The organism is Pseudonocardia sp. Ae717_Ps2 (genome assembly GCF_001932475.1).
GTDB lineage: Bacteria > Actinomycetota > Actinomycetes > Mycobacteriales > Pseudonocardiaceae > Pseudonocardia.
Window position 1 is genome coordinate 65,044 of sequence record NZ_MCIS01000004.1, and the last position, 11,740, is coordinate 76,783.

Sequence of the window (11,740 nt, forward strand, 5' to 3'; positions counted from 1 at the left end):
ATCGCGGCAGAGCCCCCATCGCCGCGGTTGGCCGGCCAGTCCGGCACTCATCAGTTGTCAGTAATACCTGACTGGCAACGTCAGGGCTTCTTGACAGCATTGCCAAGCTGTCCTGACAGTTAATTGTCAGGCTATCTTGACGATTGGTTATTTCGCCAGGCAAGCTTGACTGACAGTGTCAAGGAAGGATGACTGACAAATGGCTCCCGTGAAGGACTTGAGCGGCCCCTGGAACGTCACCACCACGCATCCGGCTGCCGGTGAGCACGAGGGTCACGCGCTGGGGATCGTCGCCGGGCAGGACGACGAGCCGATCAGCAACGACACCGTGGAAGTGCACGTGCGGTACGCGTCGTGCTCGTGCGGGTGGTCCGGCCAGCTGCGCACCGCCCCCGGTGCCCGCGAGCAGCCTCTGCGGACCCGCCGGTACCGGGCTCAGACCCGGGAGGTCCTGCGCCCCGAGTGGGATGCCCACGTCGGTCAGTGGCTCCCTGAGCCGCTGTCGGCCCCGGACCCAACCGAAGACACCCCCGCCGCCCCGCCGGAGCCGCAGGGAGCATCTGAGCGTCCACAGCGACGGCGGCCGAGCAAGCGCGCCAAGCCGGTCGAGCCGACGGCCGCGCCGGAAGCCGCGGCCGTCGTCGTCGAGGACCAGGCGGTGCCCGAGCCCGACCCCGGAGCTCGTCTAGTCGAGGCCGCTGCCGTCGCCGGTACCGCAGCCGCCGCTGCCCGCCGAGCGAACGACGCCCTCACCGACGCCGTACGCGAAGCGCGCCAAGCCGGGATCTCCTGGGCCAAGATCGGCGCCGCCACGTCGATGAGCCGCCAGGCCGCACACGAGCGCTGGCGCGTCCTCTGACCACAGCCCGTCACTGACCCAGATCAAGATCAAATGCACCACCGCACCACCGCACCACCGCACCACCGCACCACCGCACCTATGCATCACATGGTCTTGAAGGCCGCGTAGCCACCCACCGTGTTCAGCTGCATCGTCGTCGTATCGACGACACGGCGTTTCCTTAGGAAAACGCCTAACTTGGGTCCGCCGGAGGCGCCCACCCAGACCACGCCCCTGGCCGAAGATCATCAGATGATGCATAGGTCCTGGCGGTCCTGGCGGTCCTGGCCGTCGCCCTCAGAGCGCCGTAGCGGGCCGGTAGTAGCTCCGGCGCCGTTCCCGGCGCTGTTCGGGGTCTTCGGCCGCGAGCGCGGCTTTGAGCCACGCAAACGGGGCGTCTCCGGGGTCGAGCTGGACGGCGCGTTCGGTGGTGTCAGCCTCGAACTCGAAGGCCAGGCCCCGGGCGTCGAGCCAGGCGCGCGCGGCGGGAACTCCGCCGTGGCGAGTCGCGATGATCAGGTCCTCCGCGACCGGGTAGATCTTCTTCCAGCTCCGGGCCGGGAGGACTCCTGCCAGCTCTCCACCTCCGTCTTCTTCGGCGATCTCCTCGTCCTTGACCTCGGTGACCCCGCAGCGCTGCTTGAGGCCGTTGGACCACACGAGCTGCTGCATGCCGTGGCTGCCCTGTTCCCACTCCTGCCAGAGCGCGACGTCGCGCTCGTTGCCGGTGTCGATCGCGTCGGCGAGGATCTGGAACGGCGTGCGGGAGCCGCGCTTGCCGCGCTTCCACCGGCCACCGGCGGTCTCGAAGGCCAGCTTCGAGATGTACTTGCCCATCTTCTCCACCGCGCCGTTACCGACCCGCACGTCGATGCCGTGCTCGGCGGTGGCGCTCATGCCCTTCTTCGCCAGCCCCGCGGCCCAGCGGGTGTAGACCTCGCAGGTCAGAGCAGGAATCTCCGCGCTCACATCGGTCGGGAAGATCAACAGGGCGTGGATGTGGAGGTGCCAGCCGTTGAGGTCGGTGTGGGTGCCCTCCACTCCCCGGACATAGTCCATGTCCAGGTCCGTCTTCCACCGCTTCCACCCCCGCGACTGTGTGAGGTGTCGCCACGCCGCGCTCAGCGCTCGGCGAAGTTCGCGCAGGCTGTGGCCCCGGTGGTGGCGCATCGTCAGGGTCAGCAGTGCGACCGTGCCCCCCGGTCGGCGTTCCAGTTGATCAGCTGTTCGAGATCCTTCGAGCGGCGCGCACTGATCTTGGCCGAGCACACCGGGCACGCCCACACGCTGCCGCAGGTCGCCAGGCCGCCGAAGCCTGCGGTGCCCGGTTCCCCCTCCGGTCCGGGCGTGTGGTGCAACGAGACCTCTCCACCCTCGTTGGTCGAGACCCGACCGCACTTCTTGACCCGCGACAGGCTCGTGATCGCGGCCAGCTCCCGGCGAGCCCGGTACTTGTCGCGTAGCGCCTGATCCTGGCGGTCCCAGAAGGCCCCCGCGTGGTCCTGACCTGCGGTGGCCGCACTTTTCGCGTCGTTACCAAGCGCGGCCGCCGAAGGGCGCACCGAAGCCAGCGCGGCCGTCACCGCACACCGCCACGACGACGACGGCCGTGTCCGGCACCCGGCAGAGCCGGGCACCGGCCCGCCTCAGCCTCCGGCCGGCGGGCCGGGCCCGGCACTGCCAAGCGCACACCTACGGCGACGCCGACAAACGGTCCGGTGCCAGCTGCGAGGGCGTGGTGCCCTCCCTCGAACCGGCCGAGGATCGAATGCTGATCAGAACCCGTCAAGGGCGGCTGCGCCGTCGCTCCGCGATCTTCGACCCTTGACTGAACCTGCCCAGCCTTCAAGCGGCCTATATCGAGGAAGGGCAGGCGTCGAGACGGGCTGTGGAGCCGCTGGGGCGAGCCGCTGCCTGTTTCCGGGGTGGGGAAGTGCCCTCGTCGCGTAGCGCCGCGCTGGGGGGCTCTAGGTACGCTGTGGGTAGCCACGTTGGCCGGTGCTCCGATCGCTTCGCAGGGTGACCATTTCCGGCCGACGTGCGGGCCCCCGGGATGCCAGTCCTGGGGGCTCACTTCTGTGTCGACCTGGTTGCTAACTCTGGCCTGATCAGGCCGCTACCTCGTGGAGGCGCGCCGCGCCGTCCGCGATCTCGTCCCAGTAGCGGGCGTAGTCGGCGTCCTCCGAGGGGCCCATCAGCCGCGGTCCGCGGACCCGGCCCAACGGCCGGGCGGGTGCCTGGACCAGCGCGACCCCGGGCGGGGCGAGCTGGTGCTCCTCGAGGTGATCGCGGGCGGACTGGCCGTGGAGCATCACCAGGGCCTCCGGGTCGTCGAGCCGGAAGCTGATCCGCAGGCCGAGCTGACCGCGCTCGAAACCACCGACGACGGTCGCGTCCGCGCGCTGGGTGACCACCATCAGCCGCAGGCCCGCCTTGTGTCCCTCGGAGACCAGGCGGCCGTAGAGCGCGAGGAGCTGCTCACGCATCTTCGGCTGGCCCTTCTCGACCGGGGCCGTCGACGCCAGGCGCAGCAGCCCGGCGAACTCTTCGAGCACGACCACGATCAGCGGGAACCCGGCATGGAAGCGGGTGAACTTGTCCCGGCGAGGCGGCAGGTTCCGGATCCGGGTGTCCATCTCCGCGACCAGGCGGACCAGCAGATCCCGGTGTGCCTCAACGTCGGCCGACCCGGTGGCCTGCCACTCGTGGTGCCGGGTACCCACGTAGGGACGGCCCAGAAGCAACCCAGACAGGTCAGACCCCGCGATCAGGACATCGTCGAGGCGGGCGAGCTGCGCCAGCGCCGAATAGCACCACACGCTCTTGCCCGAGCGGGTCGCGCCCTGAATGCAGACGTGCGGCCCCTCCACCCAGGACTGGCGCAGAGGGTTGCCGAGCTCGTCTCGGGCGATGGTGATCTCCACGTCGGAGACCGACAGCCCGCGGCCGGCCAACGGAGCCGGGACCTCGCCGTCGAGGGGGTCGCCGATCAGCAGCTCGATCCGGACCCACTCCGATCCGCGCGGGTAGACCCGGATCCGGTCATAGCCCAGCGCCGCCGCGATCCGCCGCGACGCCTCGTCAGCACGGAAGTCCTCGATGAGCTGGCCGTGGATCTTGCGCACCACCAGCACCGGGTCCGGCCCCGACAGGTCCGCCCGGGCCAGGGTCGGGATGACGATCGTGGTGCCGGAGGCGACCTGCACCGTGTGCGAGAGCCCCGGAACCCGCTCACAGACCCGGCGCCACGGGTTCACCAGCCGGTCGACGAACTCGCGGGCGGCCCGATCCTCGGCGCGCTGCCTGCTCCACATGATCAGTGCTCCTGTCGTGAAGACGGCCCCGGTCCGGGAGGGGGTTCTCCGGGCCGGGGCCGTGGTCGAGCGGGGGTCAGTTGCTCAGCGGGCGATGAGGGCGGCGACCGCGGTAGTGACGGCGACACCAACAGGGATCTGCACCTGGTGGTGGACGGCCTGATCCATCAGGGCGCGACCGTTCACTCCGTGATCAGCCAGGCCGTGGAACCGCTTCTGTCGGCCGATCCGGGCGCCGTGCTCGTCACGCTGGCGACCCGGGATCGCGGCAAACCGAGCGAGCAGACGGCCGTCATCGATCACCGCATGCACCACGCCCTCCGCCACCACGCCGGTGAGCTGGGCCAGCCACGGGACCCGGACACCGGCAGTCCGGTAGAACGCCCACTTCGTGACGGCCTGCGCCGCGGCATAGGTGGAGGCGTGCAGAGCAAGTTCCCGGCGACCCTGCCCGGTGCGGTGCTGCTTGTGGGCCGACATGCAGTCGTCCTGGGCCAAGTAGTCCCCGCCGTGATGACCCAGCAGGGCCCCAGCGCCGTCAGGACGGTGATCGCGATCCGCTCGGACATGCCTTTGCTCCTTGATCAGCTAGCGACAGCGGTGGAGGTGGTCGACACGAGTGCGCCGGTGAAAGCCCAGCCGTCGCAGCGGGGGCACTGATCCGGCAGGCGGCCGCCGTCGTCCGGGATCTCCTCGGCGTGCTGGCACGAGGTGCAGGTCAGCACCACCAGCACGAGGCCCATCTGGCCGTCGAGCACCGGCCACCGGCGGCCCGCCATCACGCGGCCTGCTCGTTCTTCCGGCCCGAGCCGCCGATCGGGCGGATCGCGTCGGCGCGGTAGTAGACCTGCGCCCCGACGACCTTGTCCTCACCGGTGTTCTTGTCCTTGATCGTCTTGTCCATCACGCCGACCTCGAAGCCGACCAGCTCGCAGGGCATCCCGGGCTGAAACCCGTGGCGCGGGTCCTCGTGCGACGCGATCGTCACGTTCAGCACCGAAAACGACGGCCGCCCGAACGCCTGGAACCCCACCGTGACCTGGGCAACCCACTTCGGGGTGCCGTTCCGCAAGCACTCCTGATCGGTGTCGCTGCCGAACTTCAGCTTCGGCGCCAGGTCCATGACCATCACCATCGTGAAACTCGTCGGGTCGATCTTGAAGTTCATCGGGCCCTGGTTCGACATGCGCATCTCCCATGTTTTTCGATCCGCCACTCCGGGGCCAGACCGTCCTGTGGTTCTTGTCCTCAGTTCGCAGCCTCGAAGGTCTGGACGTCTGGACTGATAGAACTACCGTAGCATGAGTCCCCTCAAAGGTCTAGACGTATGAATCAGAGGAGGTCAGACGATGGCCCGGAAGTACGAGAAGATCGCCCGCGAGCTGCGAGAAAGGATCACCAACGGCACCTATCCGCCGGGGTCGACCCTCCCCGCACTCCCCGAGTTGATGGCGACGTACGAGGTAGCGCGGGAGACCGTGCGCAGCGCGGTGTCGGCCCTTGCCAACGAGGGCCTGGTGACGCCGCTGTCAGGTGTCGGAACAGTCGTGCGCGACCTCGGCACCGTGGACATGCACAGCCAGCCCGGAGACGCGCATCCCGCGTGGGGGAGCACCACCGGGGATGACTCAAAGATCGAGACCGTCGAGGCGTCCTACGACGTCGCGAACCACGAAGTAGCGCAGCGCCTCGGCATTGGCCGGGGGGATCGGGTTGTCCACCGAGTCCGGCGGTACTACAAGGGCCGCCACATCGTGTTGCTGCACGATCAGTGGCTCCCAGGCGAGGTAGGTGCGCGAATCCACTCAGAGACCGGGTACGACCCGGCCGACAAGGACGCCCACGAGCGGACCGACCTGTACTCGTTCATGCGCGAGGCCGGATACCAGCCTGCACAGACAACCGAACGAGTGAGCACTCGGATGCCTGACCCGGACGAACGGGACGTCATGTCGATCCCGCCTGGCGTACCCGTGCTGATCACGCTGCGGACCACGCGCGACGCGAGCCAGATCGAGCTGGAAACCAGCACCTTCGTAGCAACTGGTGATCGAGCAGAGCAGACCTACACAGTGGCGATGTAGGTTCCTGGCCAATCGCGGCAGAGCCCCCATCGCCGCGGTTGGCCGGCCAGTCCGGCACTCATCAGTTGTCAGTAATACCTGACTGGCAACGTCAGGGCTTCTTGACAGCATTGCCAAGCTGTCCTGACAGTTAATTGTCAGGCTATCTTGACGATTGGTTATTTCGCCAGGCAAGCTTGACTGACAGTGTCAAGGAAGGATGACTGACAAATGGCTCCCGTGAAGGACTTGAGCGGCCCCTGGAACGTCACCACCACGCATCCGGCTGCCGGTGAGCACGAGGGTCACGCGCTGGGGATCGTCGCCGGGCAGGACGACGAGCCGATCAGCAACGACACCGTGGAAGTGCACGTGCGGTACGCGTCGTGCTCGTGCGGGTGGTCCGGCCAGCTGCGCACCGCCCCCGGTGCCCGCGAGCAGCCTCTGCGGACCCGCCGGTACCGGGCTCAGACCCGGGAGGTCCTGCGCCCCGAGTGGGATGCCCACGTCGGTCAGTGGCTCCCTGAGCCGCTGTCGGCCCCGGACCCAACCGAAGACACCCCGCCGCCCCGCCGGAGCCGCAGGGAGCATCTGAGCGTCCACAGCGACGGCGGCCGAGCAAGCGCGCCAAGCCGGTCGAGCCGACGGCCGCGCCGGAAGCCGCGGCCGTCGTCGTCGAGGACCAGGCGGTGCCCGAGCCCGACCCCGGAGCTCGTCTAGTCGAGGCCGCTGCCGTCGCCGGTACCGCAGCCGCCGCTGCCCGCCGAGCGAACGACGCCCTCACCGACGCCGTACGCGAAGCGCGCCAAGCCGGGATCTCCTGGGCCAAGATCGGCGCCGCCACGTCGATGAGCCGCCAGGCCGCACACGAGCGCTGGCGCGTCCTCTGACCACAGCCCGTCACTGACCCAGATCAAGATCAAATGCACCACCGCACCACCGCACCACCGCACCACCGCACCACCGCACCTATGCATCACATGGTCTTGAAGGCCGCGTAGCCACCCACCGTGTTCAGCTGCATCGTCGTCGTATCGACGACACGGCGTTTCCTTAGGAAAACGCCTAACTTGGGTCCGCCGGAGGCGCCCACCCAGACCACGCCCCTGGCCGAAGATCATCAGATGATGCATAGGTCCTGGCGGTCCTGGCGGTCCTGGCCGTCGCCCTCAGAGCGCCGTAGCGGGCCGGTAGTAGCTCCGGCGCCGTTCCCGGCGCTGTTCGGGGTCTTCGGCCGCGAGCGCGGCTTTGAGCCACGCAAACGGGGCGTCTCCGGGGTCGAGCTGGACGGCGCGTTCGGTGGTGTCAGCCTCGAACTCGAAGGCCAGGCCCCGGGCGTCGAGCCAGGCGCGCGCGGCGGGAACTCCGCCGTGGCGAGTCGCGATGATCAGGTCCTCCGCGACCGGGTAGATCTTCTTCCAGCTCCGGGCCGGGAGGACTCCTGCCAGCTCTCCACCTCCGTCTTCTTCGGCGATCTCCTCGTCCTTGACCTCGGTGACCCCGCAGCGCTGCTTGAGGCCGTTGGACCACACGAGCTGCTGCATGCCGTGGCTGCCCTGTTCCCACTCCTGCCAGAGCGCGACGTCGCGCTCGTTGCCGGTGTCGATCGCGTCGGCGAGGATCTGGAACGGCGTGCGGGAGCCGCGCTTGCCGCGCTTCCACCGGCCACCGGCGGTCTCGAAGGCCAGCTTCGAGATGTACTTGCCCATCTTCTCCACCGCGCCGTTACCGACCCGCACGTCGATGCCGTGCTCGGCGGTGGCGCTCATGCCCTTCTTCGCCAGCCCCGCGGCCCAGCGGGTGTAGACCTCGCAGGTCAGAGCAGGAATCTCCGCGCTCACATCGGTCGGGAAGATCAACAGGGCGTGGATGTGGAGGTGCCAGCCGTTGAGGTCGGTGTGGGTGCCCTCCACTCCCCGGACATAGTCCATGTCCAGGTCCGTCTTCCACCGCTTCCACCCCCGCGACTGTGTGAGGTGTCGCCACGCCGCGCTCAGCGCTCGGCGAAGTTCGCGCAGGCTGTGGCCCCGGTGGTGGCGCATCGTCAGGGTCAGCAGTGCGACCGTGCCCCCCGGTCGGCGTTCCAGTTGATCAGCTGTTCGAGATCCTTCGAGCGGCGCGCACTGATCTTGGCCGAGCACACCGGGCACGCCCACACGCTGCCGCAGGTCGCCAGGCCGCCGAAGCCTGCGGTGCCCGGTTCCCCCTCCGGTCCGGGCGTGTGGTGCAACGAGACCTCTCCACCCTCGTTGGTCGAGACCCGACCGCACTTCTTGACCCGCGACAGGCTCGTGATCGCGGCCAGCTCCCGGCGAGCCCGGTACTTGTCGCGTAGCGCCTGATCCTGGCGGTCCCAGAAGGCCCCGCGTGGTCCTGACCTGCGGTGGCCGCACTTTTCGCGTCGTTACCAAGCGCGGCCGCCGAAGGGCGCACCGAAGCCAGCGCGGCCGTCACCGCACACCGCCACGACGACGACGGCCGTGTCCGGCACCCGGCAGAGCCGGGCACCGGCCCGCCTCAGCCTCCGGCCGGCGGGCCGGGCCCGGCACTGCCAAGCGCACACCTACGGCGACGCCGACAAACGGTCCGGTGCCAGCTGCGAGGGCGTGGTGCCCTCCCTCGAACCGGCCGAGGATCGAATGCTGATCAGAACCCGTCAAGGGCGGCTGCGCCGTCGCTCCGCGATCTTCGACCCTTGACTGAACCTGCCCAGCCTTCAAGCGGCCTATATCGAGGAAGGGCAGGCGTCGAGACGGGCTGTGGAGCCGCTGGGGCGAGCCGCTGCCTGTTTCCGGGGTGGGGAAGTGCCCTCGTCGCGTAGCGCCGCGCTGGGGGGCTCTAGGTACGCTGTGGGTAGCCACGTTGGCCGGTGCTCCGATCGCTTCGCAGGGTGACCATTTCCGGCCGACGTGCGGGCCCCCGGGATGCCAGTCCTGGGGCTCACTTCTGTGTCGACCTGGTTGCTAACTCTGGCCTGATCAGGCCGCTACCTCGTGGAGGCGCGCCGCGCCGTCCGCGATCTCGTCCCAGTAGCGGGCGTAGTCGGCGTCCTCCGAGGGCCCATCAGCCGCGGTCCGCGGACCCGGCCCAACGGCCGGGCGGGTGCCTGGACCAGCGCGACCCCGGGCGGGGCGAGCTGGTGCTCCTCGAGGTGATCGCGGGCGGACTGGCCGTGGAGCATCACCAGGGCCTCCGGGTCGTCGAGCCGGAAGCTGATCCGCAGGCCGAGCTGACCGCGCTCGAAACCACCGACGACGGTCGCGTCCGCGCGCTGGGTGACCACCATCAGCCGCAGGCCCGCCTTGTGTCCCTCGGAGACCAGGCGGCCGTAGAGCGCGAGGAGCTGCTCACGCATCTTCGGCTGGCCCTTCTCGACCGGGGCCGTCGACGCCAGGCGCAGCAGCCCGGCGAACTCTTCGAGCACGACCACGATCAGCGGGAACCCGGCATGGAAGCGGGTGAACTTGTCCCGGCGAGGCGGCAGGTTCCGGATCCGGGTGTCCATCTCCGCGACCAGGCGGACCAGCAGATCCCGGTGTGCCTCAACGTCGGCCGACCCGGTGGCCTGCCACTCGTGGTGCCGGGTACCCACGTAGGGACGGCCCAGAAGCAACCCAGACAGGTCAGACCCCGCGATCAGGACATCGTCGAGGCGGGCGAGCTGCGCCAGCGCCGAATAGCACCACACGCTCTTGCCCGAGCGGGTCGCGCCCTGAATGCAGACGTGCGGCCCCTCCACCCAGGACTGGCGCAGAGGGTTGCCGAGCTCGTCTCGGGCGATGGTGATCTCCACGTCGGAGACCGACAGCCCGCGGCCGGCCAACGGAGCCGGGACCTCGCCGTCGAGGGGGTCGCCGATCAGCAGCTCGATCCGGACCCACTCCGATCCGCGCGGGTAGACCCGGATCCGGTCATAGCCCAGCGCCGCCGCGATCCGCCGCGACGCCTCGTCAGCACGGAAGTCCTCGATGAGCTGGCCGTGGATCTTGCGCACCACCAGCACCGGGTCCGGCCCCGACAGGTCCGCCCGGGCCAGGGTCGGGATGACGATCGTGGTGCCGGAGGCGACCTGCACCGTGTGCGAGAGCCCCGGAACCCGCTCACAGACCCGGCGCCACGGGTTCACCAGCCGGTCGACGAACTCGCGGGCGGCCCGATCCTCGGCGCGCTGCCTGCTCCACATGATCAGTGCTCCTGTCGTGAAGACGGCCCCGGTCCGGGAGGGGGTTCTCCGGGCCGGGCCGTGGTCGAGCGGGGTCAGTTGCTCAGCGGGCGATGAGGCGGCGACCGCGGTAGTGACGGCGACACCAACAGGGATCTGCACCTGGTGGTGGACGGCCTGATCCATCAGGGCGCGACCGTTCACTCCGTGATCAGCCAGGCCGTGGAACCGCTTCTGTCGGCCGATCCGGGCGCCGTGCTCGTCACGCTGGCGACCCGGGATCGCGGCAAACCGAGCGAGCAGACGGCCGTCATCGATCACCGCATGCACCACGCCCTCCGCCACCACGCCGGTGAGCTGGCCAGCCACGGGACCCGGACACCGGCAGTCCGGTAGAACGCCCACTTCGTGACGGCCTGCGCCGCGGCATAGGTGGAGGCGTGCAGAGCAATTCCGGCGACCCTGCCCGGTGCGGTGCTGCTTGTGGGCCGACATGCAGTCGTCCTGGGCCAAGTAGTCCCCGCCGTGATGACCCAGCAGGGCCCCCAGCGCCGTCAGGACGGTGATCGCGATCCGCTCGGACATGCCTTTGCTCCTTGATCAGCTAGCGACAGCGGTGGAGGTGGTCCGACACGAGTGCGCCGGTGAAAGCCCAGCCGTCGCAGCGGGGCACTGATCCGGCAGGCGGCCGCCGTCGTCCGGGATCTCCTCGGCGTGCTGGCACGAGGTGCAGGTCAGCACCACCAGCACGAGGCCATCTGGCCGTCGAGCACCGGCCACCGGCGGCCCGCCATCACGCGGCCTGCTCGTTCTTCCGGCCCGAGCCGCCGATCGGGCGGATCGCGTCGGCGCGGTAGTAGACCTGCGCCCCGACGACCTTGTCCTCACCGGTGTTCTTGTCCTTGATCGTCTTGTCCATCACGCCGACCTCGAAGCCGACCAGCTCGCAGGCATCCCGGGCTGAACCCGTGCGCGGGTCCTCGTGCGACGCGATCGTCACGTTCAGCACCGAAAACGACGGCCGCCCGAACGCCTGGAACCCCACCGTGACCTGGGCAACCCACTTCGGGGTGCCGTTCCGCAAGCACTCCTGATCGGTGTCGCTGCCGAACTTCAGCTTCGGCGCCAGGTCCATGACCATCACCATCGTGAAACTCGTCGGGTCGATCTTGAAGTTCATCGGGCCCTGGTTCGACATGCGCATCTCCCATGTTTTTCGATCCGCCACTCCGGGGCCAGACCGTCCTGTGGTTCTTGTCCTCAGTTCGCAGCCTCGAAGGTCTGGACGTCTGGACTGATAGAACTACCGTAGCATGAGTCCCCTCAAAGGTCTAGACGTATGAATCAGAGGAGGTCAGAC

At 69.0% G+C, this 11,740-nt stretch carries 14 protein-coding genes; 4 read left to right on the forward strand and 10 right to left on the reverse strand.

The features are described 5' to 3' along the window. Positions 1-199 precede the first annotated feature (199 nt). A complete protein-coding gene (locus Ae717Ps2_RS30275) occupies positions 200-859 on the forward strand; it encodes a hypothetical protein (protein WP_143510659.1) in 660 nt (219 codons plus the stop codon). 279 nt (positions 860-1,138) lie between these two features. Here Ae717Ps2_RS30275 and Ae717Ps2_RS30280 read toward each other — a convergent pair whose 3' ends face one another. From Ae717Ps2_RS30280 to Ae717Ps2_RS30305, 6 genes are all read right to left on the reverse strand, one after another. Further along, entirely contained in the window at positions 1,139-2,011 is an 873-nt protein-coding gene (locus Ae717Ps2_RS30280) for a hypothetical protein (protein ID WP_233147838.1), read from the reverse strand. Positions 2,012-2,019: 8 nt separating this feature from the next. Further along, positions 2,020-2,424 (reverse strand): hypothetical protein, encoded by a 405-nt coding sequence (locus Ae717Ps2_RS30285; RefSeq protein ID WP_075334504.1) that lies wholly within the window; start codon positions 2,422-2,424, stop codon positions 2,020-2,022. Between the two features lie 525 nt (positions 2,425-2,949). After that, entirely contained in the window at positions 2,950-4,155 is a 1,206-nt protein-coding gene (locus Ae717Ps2_RS30290; protein ID WP_075334494.1) for a hypothetical protein, read from the reverse strand. An 84-nt stretch (positions 4,156-4,239) separates the two neighbouring features. Beyond that, positions 4,240-4,635 (reverse strand): hypothetical protein, encoded by a 396-nt coding sequence (locus tag Ae717Ps2_RS30295; RefSeq protein ID WP_075334998.1) that lies wholly within the window; start codon positions 4,633-4,635, stop codon positions 4,240-4,242. Between the two features lie 104 nt (positions 4,636-4,739). Next, a complete protein-coding gene (locus Ae717Ps2_RS30300) occupies positions 4,740-4,934 on the reverse strand; it encodes a hypothetical protein (RefSeq protein ID WP_075334489.1) in 195 nt (64 codons plus the stop codon). After that, the gene (locus tag Ae717Ps2_RS30305; RefSeq protein WP_075334490.1) at positions 4,934-5,347 is read right to left on the reverse strand and encodes a hypothetical protein; all 414 of its coding nucleotides are present in this window, start codon (positions 5,345-5,347) and stop codon (positions 4,934-4,936) included. Before Ae717Ps2_RS30305 ends, Ae717Ps2_RS30300 begins: the two co-directional genes overlap by 1 nt. 157 nt (positions 5,348-5,504) lie before the next feature. Between Ae717Ps2_RS30305 and Ae717Ps2_RS30310 the strand changes: the two genes are divergently transcribed. The 3 genes from Ae717Ps2_RS30310 to Ae717Ps2_RS30320 all read left to right on the forward strand — a co-directional run bounded on the left by Ae717Ps2_RS30310 (position 5,505) and on the right by Ae717Ps2_RS30320 (position 7,108). Beyond that, positions 5,505-6,239 (forward strand): GntR family transcriptional regulator, encoded by a 735-nt coding sequence (locus Ae717Ps2_RS30310; protein ID WP_075334491.1) that lies wholly within the window; start codon positions 5,505-5,507, stop codon positions 6,237-6,239. A 210-nt stretch (positions 6,240-6,449) separates the two neighbouring features. Further along, a complete protein-coding gene (locus Ae717Ps2_RS30315) occupies positions 6,450-6,938 on the forward strand; it encodes a hypothetical protein (protein ID WP_075334506.1) in 489 nt (162 codons plus the stop codon). Continuing rightward, on the forward strand, positions 6,908-7,108 hold the full coding sequence (locus tag Ae717Ps2_RS30320) for a hypothetical protein (protein WP_075334507.1): 201 nt from the start codon (positions 6,908-6,910) through the stop codon (positions 7,106-7,108). Before Ae717Ps2_RS30315 ends, Ae717Ps2_RS30320 begins: the two co-directional genes overlap by 31 nt. A gap of 279 nt (positions 7,109-7,387) precedes the next feature. On the opposite strand, the gene Ae717Ps2_RS30325 is transcribed toward Ae717Ps2_RS30320, so the two are convergent. From Ae717Ps2_RS30325 to Ae717Ps2_RS30345, 4 genes are all read right to left on the reverse strand, one after another. Then, the gene (locus tag Ae717Ps2_RS30325) at positions 7,388-8,260 is read right to left on the reverse strand and encodes a hypothetical protein (RefSeq protein WP_233147838.1); all 873 of its coding nucleotides are present in this window, start codon (positions 8,258-8,260) and stop codon (positions 7,388-7,390) included. Positions 8,261-8,268: 8 nt separating this feature from the next. Beyond that, on the reverse strand, positions 8,269-8,448 hold the full coding sequence (locus tag Ae717Ps2_RS39530) for a hypothetical protein (protein ID WP_075334500.1): 180 nt from the start codon (positions 8,446-8,448) through the stop codon (positions 8,269-8,271). Between the two features lie 756 nt (positions 8,449-9,204). Further along, positions 9,205-10,749: a hypothetical protein gene (locus tag Ae717Ps2_RS38575; protein ID WP_198932372.1), complete on the reverse strand. Its 1,545-nt coding sequence runs from the start codon at positions 10,747-10,749 to the stop codon at positions 9,205-9,207. A gap of 424 nt (positions 10,750-11,173) precedes the next feature. Continuing rightward, positions 11,174-11,584: a hypothetical protein gene (locus tag Ae717Ps2_RS30345; RefSeq protein WP_075334510.1), complete on the reverse strand. Its 411-nt coding sequence runs from the start codon at positions 11,582-11,584 to the stop codon at positions 11,174-11,176. Positions 11,585-11,740 lie beyond the last annotated feature (156 nt).

Excerpts from the sequence above, each read along its gene's own strand:
- Ae717Ps2_RS30305 (WP_075334490.1), bottom strand. The coding sequence starts at position 5,347 with ATGCGCATGTCGAACCAGGGCCCGATGAACTTCAAGATCGACCCGACG.
- Ae717Ps2_RS30290 (WP_075334494.1), bottom strand. The coding sequence starts at position 4,155 with ATGTGGAGCAGGCAGCGCGCCGAGGATCGGGCCGCCCGCGAGTTCGTC.
- Ae717Ps2_RS30315 (WP_075334506.1), top strand. The coding sequence starts at position 6,450 with ATGGCTCCCGTGAAGGACTTGAGCGGCCCCTGGAACGTCACCACCACG.
- Ae717Ps2_RS30325 (WP_233147838.1), bottom strand. The coding sequence starts at position 8,260 with ATGCGCCACCACCGGGGCCACAGCCTGCGCGAACTTCGCCGAGCGCTG.
- Ae717Ps2_RS30295 (WP_075334998.1), bottom strand. The coding sequence starts at position 4,635 with ATGTCGGCCCACAAGCAGCACCGCACCGGGCAGGGTCGCCGGGAACTT.
- Ae717Ps2_RS30275 (WP_143510659.1), top strand. The coding sequence starts at position 200 with ATGGCTCCCGTGAAGGACTTGAGCGGCCCCTGGAACGTCACCACCACG.
- Ae717Ps2_RS30310 (WP_075334491.1), top strand. The coding sequence starts at position 5,505 with ATGGCCCGGAAGTACGAGAAGATCGCCCGCGAGCTGCGAGAAAGGATC.
- Ae717Ps2_RS30345 (WP_075334510.1), bottom strand. The coding sequence starts at position 11,584 with ATGCGCATGTCGAACCAGGGCCCGATGAACTTCAAGATCGACCCGACG.
- Ae717Ps2_RS30300 (WP_075334489.1), bottom strand. The coding sequence starts at position 4,934 with ATGGCGGGCCGCCGGTGGCCGGTGCTCGACGGCCAGATGGGCCTCGTG.
- Ae717Ps2_RS30280 (WP_233147838.1), bottom strand. The coding sequence starts at position 2,011 with ATGCGCCACCACCGGGGCCACAGCCTGCGCGAACTTCGCCGAGCGCTG.